The organism is Methylobacterium sp. C33D, assembly GCF_053345825.1.
In genome coordinates this window covers 12898-33689 of the sequence record NZ_JBKFAV010000028.1, presented here as the reverse complement: position 1 = coordinate 33689, position 20792 = coordinate 12898, and the positions used below count along the sequence as shown (strand labels likewise).

Annotated in this window: 18 protein-coding genes and 1 tRNA gene; 6 read left to right on the top strand and 13 right to left on the bottom strand. The window is 71.6% G+C overall.

What is annotated here, in order from left to right; all coding sequences use genetic code 11:
• Window positions 1-32: 32 nt before the first annotated feature.
• The 4 genes from ACLBXO_RS21390 to ACLBXO_RS21375 form a co-directional block, all read right to left on the bottom strand.
• Entirely contained in the window at window positions 33-1580 is a 1548-nt protein-coding gene (locus ACLBXO_RS21390; protein WP_447686597.1) for a DEAD/DEAH box helicase, read from the bottom strand.
• Between the two features lie 263 nt (window positions 1581-1843).
• Window positions 1844-3787 carry an OPT family oligopeptide transporter gene (locus ACLBXO_RS21385; protein ID WP_447686596.1) on the bottom strand — a complete coding sequence of 648 codons (1944 nt, stop codon included), beginning with the start codon at window positions 3785-3787 and terminating at the stop codon, window positions 1844-1846.
• 191 nt (window positions 3788-3978) lie between these two features.
• Window positions 3979-4063, bottom strand: a tRNA-Leu gene (locus ACLBXO_RS21380).
• A 118-nt stretch (window positions 4064-4181) separates the two neighbouring features.
• Window positions 4182-4487, bottom strand: a complete 306-nt coding sequence (locus ACLBXO_RS21375; RefSeq protein WP_020095633.1) for a FliM/FliN family flagellar motor switch protein — start codon at window positions 4485-4487, stop codon at window positions 4182-4184.
• A gap of 129 nt (window positions 4488-4616) precedes the next feature.
• Between ACLBXO_RS21375 and lipB the strand changes: the two genes are divergently transcribed.
• A complete protein-coding gene (gene lipB / locus ACLBXO_RS21370; RefSeq protein ID WP_447686595.1) occupies window positions 4617-5348 on the top strand; it encodes a lipoyl(octanoyl) transferase LipB in 732 nt (243 codons plus the stop codon).
• Window positions 5349-5513: 165 nt separating this feature from the next.
• Here the strand turns inward: lipB and ACLBXO_RS21365 are convergent, their stop codons facing one another.
• Entirely contained in the window at window positions 5514-7640 is a 2127-nt protein-coding gene (locus tag ACLBXO_RS21365) for a carbohydrate porin (RefSeq protein WP_447686594.1), read from the bottom strand.
• A 353-nt stretch (window positions 7641-7993) separates the two neighbouring features.
• Here ACLBXO_RS21365 and ACLBXO_RS21360 point away from each other — a divergent pair, with 353 nt between their 5' ends.
• From ACLBXO_RS21360 to ACLBXO_RS21345, 4 genes are read left to right on the top strand one after another with little or no spacing between them, the layout of a single operon-like run.
• Window positions 7994-8557 carry an iron transporter gene (locus ACLBXO_RS21360; RefSeq protein ID WP_331314899.1) on the top strand — a complete coding sequence of 188 codons (564 nt, stop codon included), beginning with the start codon at window positions 7994-7996 and terminating at the stop codon, window positions 8555-8557.
• Window positions 8558-8574: 17 nt separating this feature from the next.
• Window positions 8575-8925, top strand: a complete 351-nt coding sequence (locus tag ACLBXO_RS21355; protein ID WP_331314898.1) for a cupredoxin domain-containing protein — start codon at window positions 8575-8577, stop codon at window positions 8923-8925.
• Window positions 8922-10355, top strand: coding sequence for a 4Fe-4S binding protein (locus tag ACLBXO_RS21350; protein ID WP_331314896.1), 1434 nt, complete (start codon window positions 8922-8924; stop codon window positions 10353-10355). Before ACLBXO_RS21355 ends, ACLBXO_RS21350 begins: the two co-directional genes overlap by 4 nt.
• Before the next feature lie 53 nt (window positions 10356-10408).
• A complete protein-coding gene (locus ACLBXO_RS21345; protein ID WP_331314895.1) occupies window positions 10409-11233 on the top strand; it encodes an FTR1 family iron permease in 825 nt (274 codons plus the stop codon).
• A gap of 140 nt (window positions 11234-11373) precedes the next feature.
• Here ACLBXO_RS21345 and ACLBXO_RS21340 read toward each other — a convergent pair whose 3' ends face one another.
• Window positions 11374-11862: a hypothetical protein gene (locus ACLBXO_RS21340; RefSeq protein WP_447686593.1), complete on the bottom strand. Its 489-nt coding sequence runs from the start codon at window positions 11860-11862 to the stop codon at window positions 11374-11376.
• A gap of 127 nt (window positions 11863-11989) precedes the next feature.
• Window positions 11990-12835 (bottom strand): 3-mercaptopyruvate sulfurtransferase, encoded by an 846-nt coding sequence (sseA, locus tag ACLBXO_RS21335; protein WP_331314892.1) that lies wholly within the window; start codon window positions 12833-12835, stop codon window positions 11990-11992.
• A gap of 426 nt (window positions 12836-13261) precedes the next feature.
• Between sseA and ACLBXO_RS21330 the strand changes: the two genes are divergently transcribed.
• On the top strand, window positions 13262-13495 hold the full coding sequence (locus ACLBXO_RS21330; RefSeq protein WP_331314890.1) for a GcrA family cell cycle regulator: 234 nt from the start codon (window positions 13262-13264) through the stop codon (window positions 13493-13495).
• A gap of 61 nt (window positions 13496-13556) precedes the next feature.
• On the opposite strand, the gene ACLBXO_RS21325 is transcribed toward ACLBXO_RS21330, so the two are convergent.
• The 6 genes from ACLBXO_RS21325 to ACLBXO_RS21300 form a co-directional block, all read right to left on the bottom strand.
• Window positions 13557-14534 carry a type II secretion system F family protein gene (locus ACLBXO_RS21325; RefSeq protein WP_331314889.1) on the bottom strand — a complete coding sequence of 326 codons (978 nt, stop codon included), beginning with the start codon at window positions 14532-14534 and terminating at the stop codon, window positions 13557-13559.
• A gap of 31 nt (window positions 14535-14565) precedes the next feature.
• Entirely contained in the window at window positions 14566-15543 is a 978-nt protein-coding gene (locus ACLBXO_RS21320; protein ID WP_447686592.1) for a type II secretion system F family protein, read from the bottom strand.
• Between the two features lie 4 nt (window positions 15544-15547).
• Window positions 15548-16996, bottom strand: coding sequence for a CpaF family protein (locus tag ACLBXO_RS21315; protein WP_331314885.1), 1449 nt, complete (start codon window positions 16994-16996; stop codon window positions 15548-15550).
• A 57-nt stretch (window positions 16997-17053) separates the two neighbouring features.
• A complete protein-coding gene (locus ACLBXO_RS21310; RefSeq protein ID WP_447686591.1) occupies window positions 17054-18298 on the bottom strand; it encodes an AAA family ATPase in 1245 nt (414 codons plus the stop codon).
• Window positions 18299-18376: 78 nt separating this feature from the next.
• Entirely contained in the window at window positions 18377-19120 is a 744-nt protein-coding gene (locus ACLBXO_RS21305; protein WP_331314879.1) for a CpaD family pilus assembly protein, read from the bottom strand.
• 29 nt (window positions 19121-19149) lie between these two features.
• A complete protein-coding gene (locus tag ACLBXO_RS21300) occupies window positions 19150-20790 on the bottom strand; it encodes a type II and III secretion system protein family protein (RefSeq protein ID WP_331314927.1) in 1641 nt (546 codons plus the stop codon).
• Window positions 20791-20792: the final 2 nt, after the last annotated feature.

Genomic DNA, 20792 nt, shown 5'->3' with positions numbered 1-20792 from the left:
GACGGATCCGTCCCGGGCGGCGCGATCGTCATTCAGGAACGGGGCGCCCGCTCCAGCCAGCCGATGCTGCGACCCTCGCCGCCGCCGCCGCTGCGCGGGCGGGCATCGGCGCGCTGGGGACGGCCGTCGCGGTTCGGACGGCCCTGGTTCGGGCGCTCGCCCTGCGGGCGGGCCGGCCGGTCCGCGCGGGCGTCGCGACCCTGCGGGGCGTGGCCGCGGTTGTCGCCGCGGTTGTCGCCGCGGCCGTCCTGGGGCCGACCCTGCCGGGGCGCGCCCTGGCTGGGACCGCCGAAGCCGCGACCACCCTCGGGCCGGCCCTGCTGGGGACGGCCCTGCTGCTGCCGGGGCCGCTGGCCCTGGCGTCCGCCGCCGGGGCGCTGCTGCTGACGCTCGGGCCGGCGCTCCTCCTCGCGGGCGATCTCGGCCGCCTCCTGGCGGGACGGCGGGGTGAAGCCGTCGGGGAAGCCCGCCACCGGCACCTTCTGGCGCGTGATGCGCTCGATATCGCGCAGGTAGGCCTTCTCCTCGTCGTTGCAGAACGAGATGGCGAGGCCGTCGGCGCCGGCGCGGGCGGTGCGGCCGATCCGGTGGACGTAGCTCTCCGGCACGTTCGGCAGGTCGAAGTTGATGACGTGGCTCACGCCCTCGACGTCGATGCCGCGGGCTGCGATGTCGGTGGCGACCAGCACCCGGCAATCGCCGTCGCGGAAGGCCTGGAGCGCCCGCTCGCGCTGGGGCTGGCTCTTGTTGCCGTGGATCGCGGCGGCCGCGATGCCGACCTTGTCGAGCCCGCGCACGACCCGGTCCGCCCCGTGCTTGGTGCGGGTGAAGACGAGCACGCGCTCGATCGCCGGATCGCGCAGGATGTGGCCGAGCAGCGCCTGCTTGGCGCCGGTGTGGACGAAGATCACCTCCTGCTCGACCCGCTCGGCCGTGGTGGCGACCGGCGTCACCGCGACCTGGACCGGATCGGTGAGGTACTGCGCCGCGAGGCCGGCGATGTTCTTCGGCATGGTGGCCGAGAAGAACAGGCTCTGGCGCTGCGCGGGCAGCATCTTCACGATCCGCTTGAGGGCGTGGATGAAGCCGAGATCGAGCATCTGGTCGGCCTCGTCGAGGACGAGGATCTCGACGCCGTCGAGGGTCAGCGAGCGGCGCTCGATCAGGTCGATCAGCCGGCCGGGGGTGGCGACGAGGATGTCGACGCCCGGCGCCAGGGCGCGCTCCTGCCGGCTGATGGTGACGCCGCCGAACACCACCGTGTTGGTGAAGGACAGGTGGCGGCCATAATCGGAGAACGATTCGGCGATCTGGTTGGCGAGCTCGCGGGTCGGCGAGAGCACCAGCACGCGGCAGCCGCGGCGCGGGGCGCGCCGGTCCGAGAGCGAGAGGCGGTGCAGGATCGGCAGCGCGAAGGCCGCGGTCTTGCCGGTGCCGGTCTGGGCGATGCCGCAGAGGTCGCGGCCCGTCATGGCCGGCGGGATCGCCTGGGCCTGGATCGGGGTCGGCGCGACGTAGCCGGCCTCGCTGAGCGCCCGCAGCACGGGCTGGGCGAGGCCGAAATCGGTGAATTGGGTCAAGGATGTATCCGATGCAGCAGGGCCGGCCGGGCCCTCGCGTCTCGCGCGGTGCCGTGTTGGGGCCGGTCCGTTGGCAGGGGGCTGCCCGCGTGATGGGGCGGCCCGGGTGCATGCACGTTATGAAGAGGGGGGCCGGATCACGCCGGGTGGCGCTCGATCCGTCACGCAGCCCCCTCAAGCGGGCCATGACGGCCGCTGACGCTGCGTCGCCGATATGCGTGTGTGCGGCTGCGAAGTCAATGCAGGGCCGGGTTGCGGCCCGGTCAGGCCGAGCGCCGCGCCGTTCGGTACAGCGCCGCCGTCGCGGCGGCGAACAGCGCGAGGCCGGCGATCAGCGCGGGCCCCTGCGCCTCCGGACCGAGCAGTGCCAGGGGCGCGTCGCTGCCCGACAGGTAGACGATCAGCGCGAAGGCGACGCCCCAGAGGCTCTCGCCGACGATCAGGCCGGTCGCCATGAGGGTGCCCATGCGCAGGGCCAGTTCCGGATCGGGCCGTCCCCGGGCCCAGCGGTCGTAGAGGGTGCCGATCGCGGCGCCCGCCACCAGCGGCAGGACCAGCTTCATCGGCAGGTAGATCCCGAGGGCGACGGCGAGCGGCGGCAGGCGCAGGGCATTCAGGCGGCCGAGCGCCGCGTCCAGCCCGACGAGGCCGAGGCCGGCGGCGGCGCCCCAGGCCAGCATGCGCCAGTTGGCGTCGCCGGTCAGGACGCCCCGGGCCAGGGCCGCGATCAGCCCGGCCTGCGGCGCCGCGAGGGCGTTCGGGCCCGCGCCGGGCGCGCCCGCGAAGCCGAAGCTGGCCCCGAGGAGATTCAGCACCGGCGGGATGATGACGGATCCGAAGGCCACCCCGATGACCAGGGCGACCTGCTGCTTCCAGGGCGTCGCACCGACGAGCTGCCCGGTCTTGAGATCCTGCAGATTGTCGTTGGCGATGGTGGCGACCCCGAACACGAATCCCGTGACCGCCAGCGCGTAGGCGACCAGCGCCCGGGTGCCCTCCGGGTCGGTCCCGCGACCGAACAGGCCCAGGAGAAGGGCCGCGCTCGCCAGGACGGCCAGGATCCCGACGCCCGACAGGGGAGAGTTCGAGGCGCCGATCAGCCCGGCCATGTAGCCGGTCACTGCGGCGACGCAGAGCCCGATCACGAGGATGAACAGCAGGGCGCCGGCGATCAGCGGGAGCGCTCGGTCTTCCAGCGGCGTCCCGGCCAGCACGGTCCACAGCAGCCAGCCGATCGGCGCCAGCAGGGCCAGCGAGCCCAGCACCACCGCGGCGATCGGCAGGTCGCGCTCCGCGACGCCGAGCGCCGCGCCGGCGCCGCGGGCGCGCCCCGCGGCCAGCGCCGAGCGGATGCCGCCGAGCACAGGGCCGGCGATCCGGACCAGGGTCCAGACCGCCGCGACGCCCATCGCGCCGGCGCCGAAGAAGCGCACGTCCTGGCGGAACACCGTGCCGACCCACGCCTCCAGGTCGCCGCCCGGCACCGGCTGCGCGGCGGTCAGCAGTGGGACGAGTCCGCCCCAGGCGATCGCCAGCCCCAGGGCCATCGCGGCCCCGACCGAGGGCCCGACGAGGTGGCCGACGCCGATCAGCGCGAAGGACAGGTTGCCGGCGATCCCGGTGGCGCCCGCGCCGACCCGGAACCACGCGCCCGCGCTGTCGAGGACCAGCCGGGTCTGCGCCAGCGCCGCGAAGGCCGCCGAGACGAGGCCGTTCCACGCGAGGAGCCGCAGGCCGCGGGCGCTGTCGGCTTCCCCGGCGCGGCTGCCCGAGCCCACCGCCAGCACCTCGGCGGCGGCCCGGCCCTCGGGAAAGGGCAGGTCGGTCTGGACCACGAGGGCGCGGCGCAGGGGCACGGAGAACATCACCCCGAGGATCCCGCCCGTCGCGGTGATGCCCGCGGTGGTGAGCCACGGGAAGCCCTGCCACCAGCCGATCATCACGAGGCCGGGCAGCACGAAGATGATCGCCGACAGGGTACCGGCCGCGGAGGCGACGGTCTGGACGATGTTGTTCTCCAGGACCGTGGCACCGGGCAGGCGGCGCAGGATCGCCATGGAGATGACGGCGGCCGGGATCGAGGTGGCGAAGGTCAGGCCGACCTTGAGGCCGAGATAGACGTTCGCGGCGGTGAAGATCAGCGTGATCGCGCCGCCGAGCGCGATGCCGCGCAGCGTCAGTTCGGCGGGCTGGGTAGCGCTGGGCATGCGGCGCGGCCTCGGCTTCGGGAGGCCGCCAGTCTAGGAATGGGATCCGGAAAAGGACAGCCGCCACGCCAGCGAGACTACGGTCCCGACACGGCGTGTCAGATCAGATGAGGCTGTGTCGTGATCGGCGGCGTACCGCCCTGTCATGCACCACATCCGGGCTGCCGCAGGTCAGGGCAACCGAAACAATGTGGTGCGGCCAAGAGGACTCGAACCTCCACCCCTCGCGGGACTAGCACCTCAAGCTAGCGCGTCTACCAATTCCGCCATGGCCGCATCGGACGCGAAGACCGGTCCGCTTGCCCGACCGTCGCGCCCCGCGGGAGAACCCGGGGCCGCTTTCGTGTCGCGCGGCGCAGCGGATAACAGATCGTCCGGCCGCCGACAAGCGCAGTCACGGGGAATCGTAGCCGCCCTCCAAGAATGGTGCCGCGCCGTCGCCGATGCTGACGCCCGGCTCGACGATCGAGGCCGCCTTCCGGATCAGCTCGGTCACCTCCACGGAGATGCGGTCGCCCGTGACCACGATCTGCCCACGGGCGATCGGGTGGTCGTTGGCGAGGATCTCGACCATGTCACTGTCGCTGGCCTCCAGCTCGATCACGGCGCCGCGGCCCATGCGCAGCAGCATGTGCAGCGGCATGCGGGCGCGGCCCAGCACCACCGTCAGATCGACCTTCAGGGTCTCGAAGACCGCCACCGCGCGCCATCCCGTCTCGCCGCCGGTCCGGTTCGGGCAAGCCCTCGCAGCAAGCCCTTGCAGCAAGCCCTTGCAACCGCCGGCCGCGGGTGTTGAAGGCTTCGACCATCGACGCAGGATGGTGAACTCTTGGTAAACGCGCCCCGCCTCACGGTCAGCCCGCACGCTTTCCCGAAGCGGCCCGGCACCGATCCGGTCGCCGGGCCGGTGGGCTGGCGCGTGAGCGACGGGCCGGTGGCGTACGCCGCCGCCCTCGCCTGGATGGAGGCGCGCGCGGAGGTGATCGCCCGCGGCACGGCGCCCGAATGCGTCTGGCTGCTGGAGCACCCGCCGCTCTACACGGCGGGCACGTCGGCCCGGCCCGAGGATCTCGTGGCGCCGGACCGCTTCCCGGTCCACGCGACGGGGCGGGGCGGGCAGTACACCTATCACGGCCCCGGCCAGCGGGTGGCCTACGTGATGCTCGACCTCGACCGGCGCAGCCGCGACCTGCGCGCCTACGTGGCGAGCCTGGAGGCGTGGCTCATCGAGACGCTGGCCGCCTTCAACGTCCGCGCCGAGCGCCGCGAGGACCGGGTCGGCGTCTGGGTGCGCCGGCCCGAGAAGGGGCCCGGCGTCGAGGACAAGATCGCGGCGATCGGCATCCGGGTGCGCCGCTGGGTCAGCTTCCACGGCATCAGCCTGAACGTGGAGCCCGATCTCGCGCATTTCGATGGGATCGTGCCGTGCGGCGTCCGGGAGCACGGCGTGACGAGCCTCGTCGACCTCGGCCTGCCGGTGAGCATGGCCGAGGTCGACATGCAGCTCCGCGCCGCCTTCGAGGATATTTTCGGGGCGACCTCGATGGAGGCCGCGGCGTGAGCCGGGAAGCGGCCGCACCGCCGGGCGACACCGCGCTCATCGCGGGCGCAGCGCTGTGACCCAGGGTCGCGCGCCGTCCCGAGCCCCGACTGGATCGCTTCGCTCCGCGCGGGAAGACGGATCGTGTCCGAGCGCTCCGGCCGGGGGCCGCCTGACCGGCGCCGATCAGAAATCCGCGTGCAGCCGCGAGGCGAAGAAGTGCGCGGGCCCGCGGTCGCGGTTGTATCCGGGATTGTCGATGAACTGGTAGTCGAAGGTCAGGGTGACGAACTTCGTGAGGTTGAGGGCGTAGTAGGTCTCCACCGCGCGCTCGGTGCCGTAGTTCAGGCGCCCGTCGCCGATCAGCAGGCCGAGATAGCCCGCCGCGAAGGCGGCCCGGTGCGAGGGCGACAGCCCGTTCATCGCGGCGCCGATGCCGACCGTGTCGTCGGGCCGGTCCCACGCCTTGCCCTTCAGCGACAGGCCGCCGGAGAAGCTCTGGTCGATATCGGTGAACGAGATGTTCTCGGTGCGCCCGTCGTTCAGGCTCGCCCGGGCGAACAGCCCGAGCTCGGGCGTCAGCGCCTGCTCCAGGTTGATGTAGCCGCCGGTCTTGCGGCGGGGACGCCGGGTCGCCGCGACGGCGTCGTTGATGTCGTCGAACAGGCCGAGCTGCGTCAGGGTGACCACGTCGCGGTTGTTGGCCGAGACGCCGACATTCGAGAACAGCCCGATGCGGACCTTGCCGGGCTGCTCCAGCCACGGGAGGACGTGGCGCTCCTCGAACTCGACGTTCAGCCCGGCGCGCCGGAACACCCGCGGGTCGAGCACGTCGCTCGACGGCTCCTTGGGCACCTGCGTGTAGGCCGCGCGGATCGCGAATTCCGGCCGGTTGTACTCGGCGTAGACGCCCTGCGTGAAGCCCGGGAGATTGGCCGGGAAGTCCCAGGCCGAGGAGCCCCAGAGCGACCAGTTGAAGAAGTCTACGCGCGGGTCGTGCGCGTAGATGTTGCCGTCGAAGAAATCGCCCAGGGCGAACTTGCCGGTGATCAGCGTGATCCGCTCGGCGTCGTAGCGGGTGGCCACCTGGTTCGGGCCGTCCGGGACCTCCACGGTCTCGCCGCCCAGCCCGAAGGTCTGCTTCACGTAGTAGCGGTTCGAGCGCAGCTTCGGGAACGGGGCGCCGGCCTTCTGCGCCTCGCCGTTGACGAAGCCGGCGACGCCGAGCGTCCGCGACAGGCCGAAGCCCTGGCTGAACTCGGGGTTGTAGTAGACCTCGGTGCTGTCGGTGAGCTTGAGGCCGAGGAAGATCGTCGCCGTGGTGGTCTGCCGGGCCTGATGGGGGATCAGGCTCTGCGCGCCCTCGTAGGGCGAGCGGAAGCCGGGCACGCCCTGCGCGATCAGCGTCGTCTGGCCGTGCAGCGAGAACCGGCCGGTGTCGCCGTTGTCGGGATCGTGCGGGGCGGTCTCGTCCGGGTCCGGCGGGACCTTCAGCCCGCCCGGGAACCACATCAGCCGCGCGAACAGCTGGTTGGAGCTGAAGCGCGCCCGGGTCGTGACCGGCCCGCCCGCGTCGCCCGGCACCGCGCCCAGCGGGAAGCGCCGGCTGCCGCCGAGATCGACGTAGCGGTAGTCGATGCCCAGGGCGAGGCTGTCGGTGATCGCGTACTGCACGCCCGCGCCGAGGGTGAAGCCGACATAGTCGAGGTCCCGCCGCGCCGTGGTCTGCCCGCCCGCGTCGAGGTCCGGGTAGTCCGCCAGGATGCGCGCGTTCGCCCCCGCGAGGCCGAAGGTGCCGTAGATCAGGTAGCGGTCGAAGCTGTAGCCGAGCCGGGCGCGGAGGGTTCCGTAGAGATCCGTCTTGGCGCGCACGATGTTGAAGGCCGGGTCCGCGTTTGCGTAGCCGAAGCCCGCGATGGTCGACGGGACGGGCCGCTTCAGATTCGCCGCGTCGAGACTCGCCTCGACGCCGTAGACCCACGGCCCGCTCTGCCAGTTCCAGCCGCCGAACAGGCCGCCGACCGCCGTCGTGGCGTTCTTGCCCTGGTCGCTGCGGCCGGTGGAATCGCCGCTCTTGAAGGCCGAGACCGGTCGCCCGCCGATCGTCGTGGGGCCGAAATTGTACGCGCCGTAGGAGCCGCCGGCGCTCCCCTCGAGGCCGAGATAGCCGCCCGACCAGTCGGCGTAGGCCGGCGCTGCGGTGGCGGGGCGCGGGGCCGACAGGTCGGCCGCCCGCGCGACGACGGGGGCGAGGAACGGCGCGGCCAGGACGAGCGCCGCGGTGCGGGCCAGGGGTACGGAACGAGCTCTCATCCGACTCACAGAAAAGTATAGCACGTGCTAAAACGCGGCGCCGCGGCGTGCAAGCGGCGCCGCGCCGTCCCGCCGCAGGCCGCCGCGCAGATTAGGGTCGTCCCGCCCCGCATCATCGGCTCCCTGCATGGCGCTGGCATGACGATCCAGGCCGGGCCGGATGCGTCAAGATCCACCGGGACATTGTGGCATGAACATCTTCGTGAGATCGCGTGGTGAGTGAGTCGATCTCCCGGTAAGACATGCGAATACGGACCTGTCGATCCGACGAGGTCTCAGATTAGAATTGTTATTATTTGATACTGGTGCGATTCCGGTTTGAACTTCGGGCCGGGTGGATTATGTGCGGTCGCATGCACGCCTCGCACATCCTCCCGGTTCTTCGCGGCCTCGCCGCGGCCTCGCTCCTCGCGGTCGCGGGCGCCGCCACGGCCAAGGAGGTGCCGATCGGTCCGCACGTGACGCGGAACGGCCTCGAGGTCGCCGCCGTCTATCTCCAGCCGATCGAGATGGACCCGCCCGGCATGATGCGCGAGGCCGCCAAGTCGGACATTCACCTCGAGACCGACATCCGTGCCGCCAAGGACAACCGCAACGGCTTCGCCGAGGGGGACTGGGTCCCGGCGCTCGACGTCCGCTTCGAGGCGGTGAAGCTCGACGGCGACAAGCCGACCGACCAGACGGTGTCGGGCATGCTGATGCCGATGGTCGCCAATGACGGCCCGCATTACGGCGACAACGTCAAGCTGTTCGGCCCCGGTCGATACCGCTTGAAGGTCACCGTCGCGCCCCCGGGCAAGGACAGTCATTTCGGCCGCCACGTCGACAAGGAGACGGGTGTGGGCCCGTGGTTCGAGCCCTTCGAGATCACCCAGGACTTCACCTTCGCCGGCGTCGGCAAGAAGGGCGCCTACTGAGAGTGCCGGAGCTGACCGTGTCCCGCCCGCCGCGCGCCCTCGTCCGAGCCATCCCGCTGCTGCTGGCCGCTGCCGCGTCGGCCTCCGCGCCCGCGCGCGCCGACGACATGCCGGTCATCAAGGTGGAGATGCGCGACGGCGCGATCATCCCGACGGTGATCGAGGTCCCGGCCAACACCCGGTTCAAGCTCGAGATCTCGAATACCGGCCAGACGCCGGTGGAGTTCGAGAGCACGGAACTCCGGCGCGAGAAGGCGCTCGCCGCGGGCTCGACCTCGGCGATCGTGTTCCGCACCCTCGATGCCGGCACCTACCAAGTGTTCGACGATTTCCATCCGGAGGCGAAGGCGACCCTGGTGGCCAAATGAGCGCCTCCACGACAGCGCCCGGTCCCTTGGCCCTGACCCGCGCCGCGCCGCGCCGGTCCGCGGTCGACGCGCGCCTCGCCCGGTTCGGCGACCTGCTGCGCCGGTACGGCTGGATCATCCGGTCCGTGCAGTGGCTGATCGTCGGCGTCTACGCGGTGCTGGTGATCGTCCCGGCCCTGCTGCCGCTGCCCGACAATGCCGCCCATATCTGGACCAACCTGACGCTGGCCGCCCAGTTCGCCTTCTGGGGGATCTGGTGGCCGTTCGTGCTGGTCAGCATGGTGCTGGTCGGCCGGGCCTGGTGCGGCGTGCTCTGCCCGGAGGGGGCCCTCAGCGAGTTCGCGAGCCGGTGGAGCCGCGGCTACGCCGTGCCGCGCTGGATCACCTGGCAGGGCTGGCCGTTCGTGGCCTTCGCCGGAACCACCGTCTACGGGCAGATGACCAGCGTCTACGGCTACCCGAAGCCGGTGCTCGCGGTGCTCGGCGGCTCGACCCTCGCGGCGATCGTGGTCGGCCTGCTCTACGGGCGCAACAAGCGCGTCTGGTGCCGCTACCTCTGCCCGGTCAACGGCGTCTTCGCCGTGCTGTCGAAGCTCGCGCCGGTGAGCTTCCAGGTCGACCGCGCCGCCTGGGCGGCCTCGCCCAAGCCCGTCCGGGGCACCGAGGCGTTCAACTGCGCCCCCCTCGTGCCGGTCAAGACCATGCGGGGCGCGGGCGCCTGCCACATGTGCGGGCGCTGCAGCGGCCATCGCGGCGCCGTGCGCCTCGCCCTGCGCTCGCCCAACCACGAGATCGTGCACGTGGCCGGCGCGGAGCCGAGCCTCGACCAGACCATGCTGATCCTGTTCGGCATGCTGGCGCTGGCGGTCGGTGCCTTCCAGTGGTCCTCGAGCCCCTGGTACGTCGACGCCAAGCAGTGGCTGGCCACGTGGCTCATCGAGCGCGGGACGACGTGGCCCCTGGAGCACTCGGCGCCGTGGTTCGTGCTGACGAACTACCCCGACCGCAACGACGTCATGACGCTCCTCGACGGCGGGCTGCTGCTGGCCTACATCGGCGCCGCGACCGTCGTGCTCGGGCTCGTCCTGTCGGGGATCGTGGCGCTCGCGACCCTGAGTCTCGGCGGCTGGTCGCTGCGGCGCTTCCACCACCTGACCCAGACGCTGATCCCGGTGGCGGGCTGCGGCGTCTTCCTGGGCCTGTCGGCGCTCACCGTGACGTTCCTGCGCGGCGACGGCATCGTCATCCCCTACGTGGCCGAGATCCGCGCGGGCCTGCTCGCCGGCGCGAGCCTGTGGAGCGTCTGGCTGGCCTGGCGGGTGGCGGGTCTCGCCGCCGGCGGCCTCCGCCGCGCGGCGGCCTCGGCCTGCATCGCCGGCGCGGCCGCCCTCTCGGTGGCCAACTGGGTGCTGCTGTTCTGGATCTGGTAGCGCGCGGTTCGCGCGCGACGCGTCACACGACCTCACAACCGCTGGAGACCGCCATGATCGGCGCCTTCGTCATCGCCTTCCGCGAAGTCATCGAGGCAGGCCTCATCATCTCCATCGTGCTGGCGGCGACCCGCGGCATCCCGGGCCGGATGCGCTGGGTCCTGCTCGGCATCGCCGGCGGCCTCGCGGGGGCCGCGCTGGTGGCGCTGTTCGCGGAGAAGATCTCGGACGCCTTCGAGGGCAGTGGGCAGGACATCCTGAACGCCGCGGTCCTGATCGTCGCCGTGCTGCTGCTGGTCTGGCACAACACCTGGATGAGCAAGCACGGCAAGGAGCTGGCGGGCGAGCTGCGCGCCGCCGGCGCGGCGGTGCGCTCGGGCGAGCGGGAGGCCGCGGCCCTGTCGATCGTGATCGGCGCCGCGATCCTGCGCGAGGGGGCCGAGCTGGTCCTGTTCCTGTACGGCCTGGTGGCCTCGGGCACCTCGGGCGCCGACATCCAGTTCGGTGCGGTCGCCGGCATCGGCGCGGGCGCGCTTCTCTCGGCGGTGACCTATCTCGGGCTCGCCTCGATCCCGAGCCGCTACGTCTTCTCGGTGACCAGCGTCCTGATCGTCTTCCTCGCGGCCGGCCTCGCCGCGCAGGCGGCGCAGTTCCTGGCCAATGCCGGCGTCGTGGATGTCCTCGGCAGTACGCTCTGGAACAGCTCCGGCGTGATCGCCGAGAACTCCTGGCCGGGCCGCGTCCTGCACGCCCTGGTCGGCTACACCGATCGTCCGACCGCTCTCCAGGGGCTGGTCTACGTCGCCACCATCGCGGTGATGGTCGGACTCATGCAGTGGAGCGCCGCCGACAAGCGCCGCGCGGTGCGGGCGGCGTAGCGGACCGGCCGGCGCGGGGACAGATCCGACACTGCGGCGTCGAGGTGCCGGGCCGCGTGGCGGCCCGGCTGCGCATCCCCGGCGCTGCGCGGCGGGGCCCGCCGCACCGTCCGTCGATGCGGCGGGTCGGTCGGCGGCCCTCAGGCCAGCACGGCCCACTTCGCCGGGTCGGCCGGCTTCTCCTTGTAGATCGCGCCGGCGAAGTCGACGTGCAGTTCCGTCGCCGCGCGGTCGCTCCGGCGTGCCAGCACCTCGAAATGCTTCGGCTTGCGGCGCGGCGCGTCCGCCACCGCCCACCCCGCCGCGGCCACCGCCGCCAGAGCGCGCGCGGGATCGGCCGGGACGTCCGTTGCCCCGCCCGGCCGCCCGGCGCCGGGCGCGTGGTGGGGCTTCCTGTGATGGATCTCCACCGCATCCCGGCCCTCCGCCGAGATCCGCGTGACCTTGATCTCCGACGGGCGACGCTCGCCCGTGAGGGTGACGTGCAGGCCGCTCGCGAGCGGGAAGGCTTCCGCACCCTTCGGGCCGAGATCGGCGAGGTGCGTCTCGCCGCCCGCCTCGACGGTGAAGCGATGGGCGAAGACGTGTCGAATCGTGCCCGAGAGGGCGGTGGTGTCGTGATGCGGCATGATTTTCTCCGTGGGGCGCCCAACCGCAGGCGCTATCGATATATCGAAATCGATCACGGAGCTTTCAAGCGGGCGATTGAAGCGGCCCGGTCACCTCGGCAGGCCCGGAGGTCCGGAGGGCCGCCCCTCAGGGGCCGGTCGCCACCGCCCGGGCCGGGTCGGCGCCCCATTCCGACCAGGAGCCGTCGTAGAGGCCCCGCGCCGGGCGGCCCATGGTCTCCAGCGCCAGCGCGATGATCGCCGCGGTCACGCCCGAGCCGCAGGTGGTCACGATCGGCCGGTCCGGATCGACGCCGTTCTCGGCGAAGACCGCCTTCAGCTCGTCGGGGCTCTTCATCCGGCCGTCGCGCTGGAGGGCCGCGTAGTGCAGGTTGCGCGCGCCGGGCATGTGCCCGGGCCTGACGCCGGGGCGGGGCTCCGGCTCCTCGCCGCGGAACCGCGTGCCCGAGCGGGCATCGACCACCTGCGCCGAGCCGGTGTCGAGGGCCCGGGCGACGTCGTTCGCGTCCGCCACGGCGCCGTGATCGAGGCGGGCGGTGAAGTGCCGGCGCTCGTGCGGGCGCGGCTCGCCCTCCTCGGTCGGGTAGCCGGCCGCCACCCAGGCCGGCAGGCCGCCGTCCAGCACCAGCGCGTCGCGCACCCCGAAGGCCTTGAGCATCCACCAGACCCGCGGGGCCGAGAACAGCCCCTGCCCGTCGTAGACAACGATCTGCATGCCGTCGCCGATCCCGAGCGCGCGCATCCGGGCCGCGAACACCTCGGGCCGCGGCAGCATGTGCGGCAGGCTCGACTCGGTGTCGCTCATGGCGTCGAGATCGAAGCGGCGGGCGCCGGGGATGTGGGCCGCGCGGAACTCGGCCTCGGGATCGCGGCCGGCGGCCGGGAGATACCACGAGGTGTCGAGCACGACGATGTCGGGGGCCGCGAGGCGGTCGTGCAGCCATTCGGGTGACACGAGGGGCGCATGGGCCATGGTCGGCGGATCCGGCACTGTTCGCGTTGCGGCGGGCTCACAGAACCACAGGTCGCACCGCGTTGCACGTCCGGGCCGCCGCGGGACGGCGGCGTTCGCGCGGATTCGTCAGTTGCGCCGGTGCTGGCCAATGCCAATCGAGCGCCAATCGAGCACGCGCGGGAACGGGGGAGCTACGCATCCCGCACCGTGGTCCGATGCATCCAGCGCAGGCTGGTCTTGTTTTAAAGAGCCGTAACCCCAGTTACGACACCATGATGACGCCAATCGCGTCGGCCGTCCGGCCGGCATCGTGTTGGCCGCCCCGGACGCCCCGCTTGCGGACGCGAGACGGGGACGTCGCCCGAACGAGATGCGTTCAAACCTTCCCTGTCTGCCCGGGCGCCCGACCCACCGTGCAGGATGCTTATTGAGCCGATCGATACCATGAATCAACTCGTCCGCATGTCCCAGATCGGCGACGCCGAGTCCGTCGAGGAGCCGTCGGCCGACCTGCGCGTGCCCTTCGCGCAGTCCGGCGCCTTCGTGTGCAAGTACATCATCGGCGAGCCGAACGACCGCGCCATCTGCTGCGGCGCCCCCGTGTCCGACGGCAAGAGCTGGTGCGCCTATCACCGCCGCATCGTGTTCGAGCCGACCCGGCCCGGCCGCATCCGGTGAGGCGGGACCTGTAACAGCCCCTGCCGCTGTCCCTCGCGCATCCCCCGGCGCGTTCCGGCCGTCACTGCGTCCGCATGATCTGGATGACCGCCGGGGTGATGATGACCACGAACAGCACCGGCAGGAAGAACAGGATCATCGGCACGGTGAGCTTCGGCGGCAGCCCGGCCGCCTTCTTCTCGGCCTCGTTCATGCGCATGTCGCGGCTCTCCTGGCTCAGCACGCGCAGCGCCTGGCCGACCGGCGTGCCGTAGCGCTCGGCCTGGATCAGCGCCGTCGCCACGGATTTCACCGGCTCGAGCCCGGTGCGCATCACGAGGTTCTCGTAGGCCTGGCGCCGGTCGGGCAGGAACGACATCTCGGCCGTCATCAGGGCGAGTTCCTCGGCCAGCACGACCGAGGACGTGGCGATCTCGGTGCTCACCTTCCGGAACGCGTTCTCGATCGCCATGCCGGATTCCACGCAGATCAGCGTCAGGTCGAGGGCGTCCGGCCACGCCTTGCGGATCTCGGTCTGGCGCTTCTTGGCCGTGTTCACCAGGAACAGCTCGGGCGCCTTGATGCCCATGTAGGCCGCGCCGATCACCAGCCCGAACCGCATCAGGTACGAGGCGTCGAGCACCTCCAGCACGAACAGGTAGAACAGGGCCGCGATCACCGCCGCGACCGGCACGACGAGACGGAAGAACAGGAACGCCGTCTCCGCCCCCTGGCCGCGGTAGCCCGCCTGCATCAGCTTGCGCTTGGCCGTTTCGGTGCCGAGCCAGCGGCGCAGCTGGTACTTCTCGACGACAGACTTCATGTAGGCCTTCGGCTCCGTGCGCAGCGTCGCCCGGTTGCCGGTCCGCTCCGCGCTCAGCCGCTCGCGCCGCCGGATCTGCTCGCGCTCGTCGCTGACGAGCTTCATCCGCTTGCCGAGCCGGTCGGTCTCCAGGAAGGGCTGCGCCACCGCGTAGGCGGTCGCGGCCGCCGCGATGGCGGTCAGGAACGTGCCCATGAAGCGGGGATCGAACAGCTTCTCGGCGATGGCGTCGATCATCGGGCGGGATCCGGCAGACGGCGCACCGCGCCTAGAACTCGAAGGCGATCATCTTCTTGATCGTGAAGATGCCGATGGACATCCAGATCGCCGCGCCGACCAGGGCGATCTTGCCCGTATCGGTGGTCCAGAGCAGCGAGATGTAGTCGGGGCTGGTGAGCGCGGTGATGCCCGCCACCGCGAAGGGCAGGCAGGCGATGATCGAGGCCGAGGCCTTGGCCTCCATGCTCATCGCCTGGACCTTGCCGCGCATCTTGGCGCGGTCGCGCAGCACCGTGGACAGGTTGTTCAGCGCCTCGGACAGGTTGCCGCCCGATTGCTGCTGGATGTTGATCACGATGGCGAAGAAGTTCACCTCGGCGGTGGGCACCCGCTCGAACAGGCGCGTGCAGGCCTCGCCGAGCGACAGGCCCATCGCCTGGGTCTCGACCACGGTCCGGAACTCGCTGCGCACCGGCTCCTCGGCCTCGCGCGAGACCATGCGGAAGCAGTCGCCCACCGGGATGCCGGTGCGGATGCCGCGGACCACCACGTCGACGGCGTTGGGCAGCTCCTTGTTGAACTTCGCGATGCGCTTGAGCCGCAGGTGGCGCAGCAGGTAGGCCGGCAGGCCGAAGCCGCCCGCGAAGGCGGCGCCGAGCGCCGCCAGGGCGTTGTCGGCGACGACGAAGAGCAGGAGCCCGAAGACGACGCCGCTCAGGGCCGAGACCCCGTAGAAGGTCTGCTTCGTCCAGCCGAGGCCGGCGCGGGCGAGCTTCAGCTCGACGCTGGCCTTCGAGGCGCCCTTGGCCTTCGCCTCGATCTCGCTCAGCGTCTTGGCGACCTGCTCGCGCCGGTTGACCGCGACGCCCCGGGTCGCCGCCCCCGAGGCGGAGACGCTGATCGTCTTCAGGCGCTTGCTGGCCCGGCGCTCGCCGCCGAGCAGGGGCAGGACCGCCACGTAGGCGACGGCGGCGACCGCGATGCCGACGAGGCCGGCGGCGATCGGCAGGTTGGAGGCGTCCGCCATCGGCTCAGCTCCGGTCGACGACCTCGGCGGCGTCGAGCGCCTCGCCGAGCCGCTGCTCCAGGCCGTAGTAGCGGGCGCGCTCCCAGAATTTCGGCCGGCCGACGCCGGTGGAGCGGTGGCGCCCGATCAGCTTGCCGTTCGCGTCCTCGCCGACGATGTCGTAGAGGAACACGTCCTGGGTCGTGATGACGTCGCCCTCCATGCCGAGCACCTCGGTGATGTGGGTGATGCGCCGGGAGCCGTCGCGCAGGCGCATCGCCTGGATCACGACGTCGATCGAGCCGCAGATCATCTCGCGCAGGGTCCGCGACGGCAGGGTGAAGCCGCCCATCGAGATCATCGATTCGATACGCGACAGGCACTCGCGCGGGCTGTTGGCGTGCAGCGTGCCCATCGAGCCGTCGTGGCCGGTGTTCATCGCCTGGAGCAGGTCGAACGCCTCCGGTCCGCGCACCTCGCCGACGATGATCCGCTCCGGACGCATGCGCAGGCAGTTCTTCACGAGGTCGCGCATGGTGACCTGCCCCTGGCCCTCCATGTTGGGCGGGCGCGTCTCCAGGCGCACGACGTGCGGCTGCTGGAGCTGGAGTTCCGCCGCGTCCTCGCAGGTGATGACCCGCTCGTCGTGCTCGATGAAGGCGGTGAGGCAGTTCAGCAGCGTGGTCTTGCCCGAGCCGGTGCCGCCCGAGATGACGACGTTGCAGCGCGACTGGCCGATGATCTTGAGAACCTCGGCGCCCTCGGGCGAGATCGCCCCGAAGCGCACGAGCTGCTCCAGCGTCAGCTTGTCCTTCTTGAACTTGCGGATCGTCAGCGCCGGGCCGTCGATGGCGAGCGGCGGCGCGATGACGTTGACGCGGGACCCGTCCGGCAGGCGGGCGTCGCAGATCGGCGAGGCGTCGTCGACGCGGCGGCCCACCTGGCTGACGATCCGCTGGCAGATGTTCATCAGCTGCTGGTTGTCGCGGAACCGGACGCTGGTCAGCTGGATCTTGCCGCCGACCTCGATGAAGGTCCGGTGGGCGCCGTTGACCATGATGTCGGCGATGTCGTCGCGGGCGAGCAGCGGCTCCAGCGGGCCGTAGCCCAGCACGTCGTTGCAGATGTCGTCGAGCAGTTCCTCCTGCTCGGAGATCGACAGGACGATGTTCTTGAGCCCGATGATCTCCGTGACGATGTCGCGGATCTCCTCGCGCGCGGTCTCGGCGTCGAGGCGCGAGAGCTGCGTCAGGTCGATCGCCTCGATGAGGGCGCCGAAGATCAGGCTCTTGGTGCGGTAGTAATCCTCCGAGCGCGCGGTCTCGACCACGACCGGGGCCGCCGGGGCCGGGCGCTGGGCCGGCGCGGGCGCCGGCGCGTCGCGCAGCACCGGCGTGGCCGGAGCCGGGGTCCGCATCTGCGGGATCGGCGGGGGCGCTGCCGACGCCCCGCCGGATTGTCGCCTACCGAACATGGGTCAGAGCCCCGACGCTGACCCGCGGAACCGGCCGGGTGAGGGATCGCGTCCGCATCAGGATGCCTTGCGGCCGGAAAGCTTGGCGAGCAGCGGCTCCAGCAGGCTCGGACGCCCCCGCCGGGTCTCGGGACGCCCGAGGGTGATGGCCGCCAGATCGTTGAACAGCTCCGCCACCTTCGAACCGGCCTGGATCTCGGCGATCATCTGTCCGTTGTTGGCCGCCGTGCCGAACAGGGTCGGCTCGAAGGGGATCGTCAGGGCCACCGGCGCCTCCAGGGCCTTGGCGAACTCGGCGGTGCCGATCTCGGGCCGCTTGGGGACGCCGACGCCGTTGAGCAGGATCCGGGGCGGCTGGTCGTTCGGGCGGCCGTGCTTGAGCGCGCCGAGGAGGTTCTTGGCGTTGCGCAGGCAGGCGAGGTCCGGCCCGGCGACGATCAGGATCTCGTCGGCCGCCGTCAGGACGCGCTTCGTCCACGCGTTCCACTGGTGGGGGATGTCGAGGACCACGCACGGCACGCTCGCCCGCATGTGCTCGATCAGGGTGTCGAAGGCCGGCTCGGACAGGTCGATGGTCCGGTCGAGGCTCGCCGGGGCCGAGAGCAGGCTCAGGTTGTCGCTGCACTTGGACAGCAGCCGCTCGACCAGGGCCGAATCCAGGCGCTCGGGGGCGAATACCGCCTCGGCGATGCCCTGCGGCGGGTCCTGGTTGAAGTTGAGCGAGGCGGTGCCGAAGGCGATGTCGAGATCGGCGATCACCGTCTGGACGCCCTGGCCCCGGGCCACCGACCACGCGAAATTGTGCGCCACGGTCGAGGCGCCGATGCCGCCCTTGACGCCGTAGACCGCCACGGTCCGGCCCACCGGCTTGACGCCCGGCGCCGTGAACAGGTCGGAGATCGCCGCGATGAGCGTCAGTGGCTCGACCGGGGCCATCAGGTAATCGGACACGCCGCGCTGGATCAGCTGCCGGTACAGCATCACGTCGTTGACGTGGCCGATCACCAGGACGCGGGTGCCCTCGTCGCAGACCTCGGCCAGGGCGTCGAGGCACTCGATCGGCCTCGAGCGCGCGCCCTGGATCTCGATGATGATGACGTTGGGCGTCGGCGCGTGCCGGTAGGCCTCGATCGCCGCGGCACCGCCGCCCATCCGGACCTTGACCTGCGCCTTCTGCATGCGCCGGTCGAGGGCCGCGCCCTCGATCATCGCCGCGGTCTCGCCGGTCTCGCAGAATGCCTGGATGGTGATCCGGGGCACCGGGGCGATCGTGCGCTCGGTCGTCTCGGACAGCTCTGCCATGACGGCGCTTTCGGGTTCGCGTGCGGGGCGCGGCGTTGCGGTCGGCGGCGGGGCTGCCCATCCCCGGCGCCGGCAGTCTCAGTTCGCGACCTGAGACTTCACGGCGGTCTGCCCATCTTGCCGCCATGTGGTTGACGGATCCTTGCCGTCCCGCAACTGGCCAATGTCCCGGACCCGCTTGACCGTGTCGATGCGGCCCTCGGGCCGGCCGCGCACGAGGTCGATCGGGTCGGCGACCTGGGCGGCCACGTTGGACTGCATGGCGCAGCCCAGGTTCCAGCTCGGCTGATTGCTGTAGTCGCTCGCGAAGCCGCGGGCTCCGAGGTCCTGGGGCCAGAGGCCGCAGGCGTCGGCAACCTTGGCCTGCATGCGCTGGAAGCTCAGCCGGATCGGCGAAGCGAGGGTCGGCGCGGCCACCGCGTAGCCGCTGACCGCGATCTCGCGGCCGTTGACGCCGTTCTGCGTGCCGAGCCGGCCGAGCACCGAAGCGGTCCGCTCCACGGCGACGACCTGGTCGGCCGGGACGCCCTGCGGCACCTGCATCAGCAGGCTTCCGCGGCCGTAGCGCCGGTATTCCAGCATGAAGGCGTCGACATCGTTGGCCTGGCGCGGGTCCAGATGACCCGTTCCGGTGGGGAACACGTCGAGGGTGCGATTCCCGTCGGTCAGGACGATCGGGTGGCGCGCGCGGTAATCCGTCACGTCGATGCCGCCCGTCGTGACGGGATCGGTCTTGCAGGCCGACGCGAGGGCGCCCAGTGCGCAGGCGGCGAGCACGCTCGCGGCGCGGCGGTGCGGGGCGGGCGTGTGACGTCCGGTCATGGGTCCGATCCTGAAGGCGCGGCGGGGCGCTACTCGACGATGAAGCCGACGCGGCCGCGGTAGGTGCGGCCGAGCGGCGCCGCGGCGGCCGCGCCGGGCGGGGCGACCTTGCCGTAGATGCGGTTGATCTGGCCGAGCAGCACGGTCTGGCCGTCGCTGGCATCGACGAAATTGTCGTCGGGCCGGCTGACCTGCTTCGGCTCCATCGGCCGGGCGATGTAGGGCGTGCACATGATCATCAGCTCGGTCTCCTGGCGCTGGTAGTCGCGGGAGCGGAACAGCGCGCCGAGGATCGGGAGGTTGATCAGGCCGGGCAGGCCGGCGATCGCCTGCTTGTTGAACTGCTGGATCAGGCCGGCGGTCATCATCACGCCGCCGGACGGCAGCTCGACGGTGGTCTCGGAGCGGCGCACCCGGGTGCCCGGCACCGCGACCGAGGTGTTGCCGACGACGTAGCTGAAGCTCTGCGTCGGATCGATCTCGGTCACGTCCGTGGCGACGCGGATCGAGATCCGGTTGTCGGCCAGCACCGTCGGGGTGAACGACAGGGCGACGCCGTAGGGCTTGTAGGTGATCCCGGGCGTGCAGGCGCCGTTGACCGCGCAGGTGGCCGAGGACGGGACCGCGAACTCGCCGCCGGCCAGGAACTTGGCGGCCTCGCCCGAGATGGCGGTGAGCGTCGGCTCGGCCAGGATGCGCGAGACGCCGGCCTGCTCGAACGCCTTCAGGGTCGCCTGGAGCGACAGGCCGCCCGCCTGAACGGAGGCCTGGATCTGGTTTCCGCTGGGCGTGTTCGGGTTGATCGTGAAGGGCAGGTTGTTGGTCAGGACGTTCGGGAGGTTCGCCGGCACCGACGCGGCGGCGGCGGTCCCGCTGTTCACGATCGTCTGCCCGACGGTCCCGACCGGGTTCAGCGCCGCCCAGTTGCCGGTCATGTTGATGCCGAACTGCTTCACGACGTTGCGGGACACCTCCACCACGGTGACGCGGAGCATCACCTGATCCTTGTTGCGGATCGTGAGGTTGTTGATCACCGCGCCCCGCGAACCGGCGGCGACGCCGCCACTCGCCGCCCCGGCCGGACCGGCGGCCCCGCCGCCGCCCAGGCCCACGAAGGCGTTGGCGATGTCGATCGCCTGCTGCGCGTCCGCCGAGGAGTTGACCGAGCCCGACAGGAGCACCGAGGCACCCGAGGAGCGCACGTCGAAGCGGCCGCCCGGGATGCTCTGGCTGAGCAGCTCGCGCAGGGTCCCGAGGTTGAGGTCCCGCGCCACCGTCACGTCGAGGGCGGCGATCTGGCGGCCCTCGGCATCCATGATGAAGATCGAGGTCGCGCCGTCGGCCATGCCGATCACGAAGACCTTGCGGGTCGAGCGGACCACGGCGTTGGCGACCGCGGGGTTGGCCACGAACACCTCCTTGGCGTCCCGCGGCAGGTCGACGATGACGGAGCGGCCGGCGGTCAGCTCGACCCGCCGGGTGGTGTTGGCCTCCGCGGCCCCGACCGTCAGGACCGGTGCGGGACCGAAGGTCTGGCGGTCCTGGGCGGAGGCCGGCCCGCTGAGGGCGGCCAGCAGGGCGAGGGCGCCGGCCGAGCGGCGGCGCGGGCCGCGGTCGGAGCGCCGCGGCGGGCGGGCGTCGGGCAGCGAAGCGGGCGGCGGAGCGATCATGG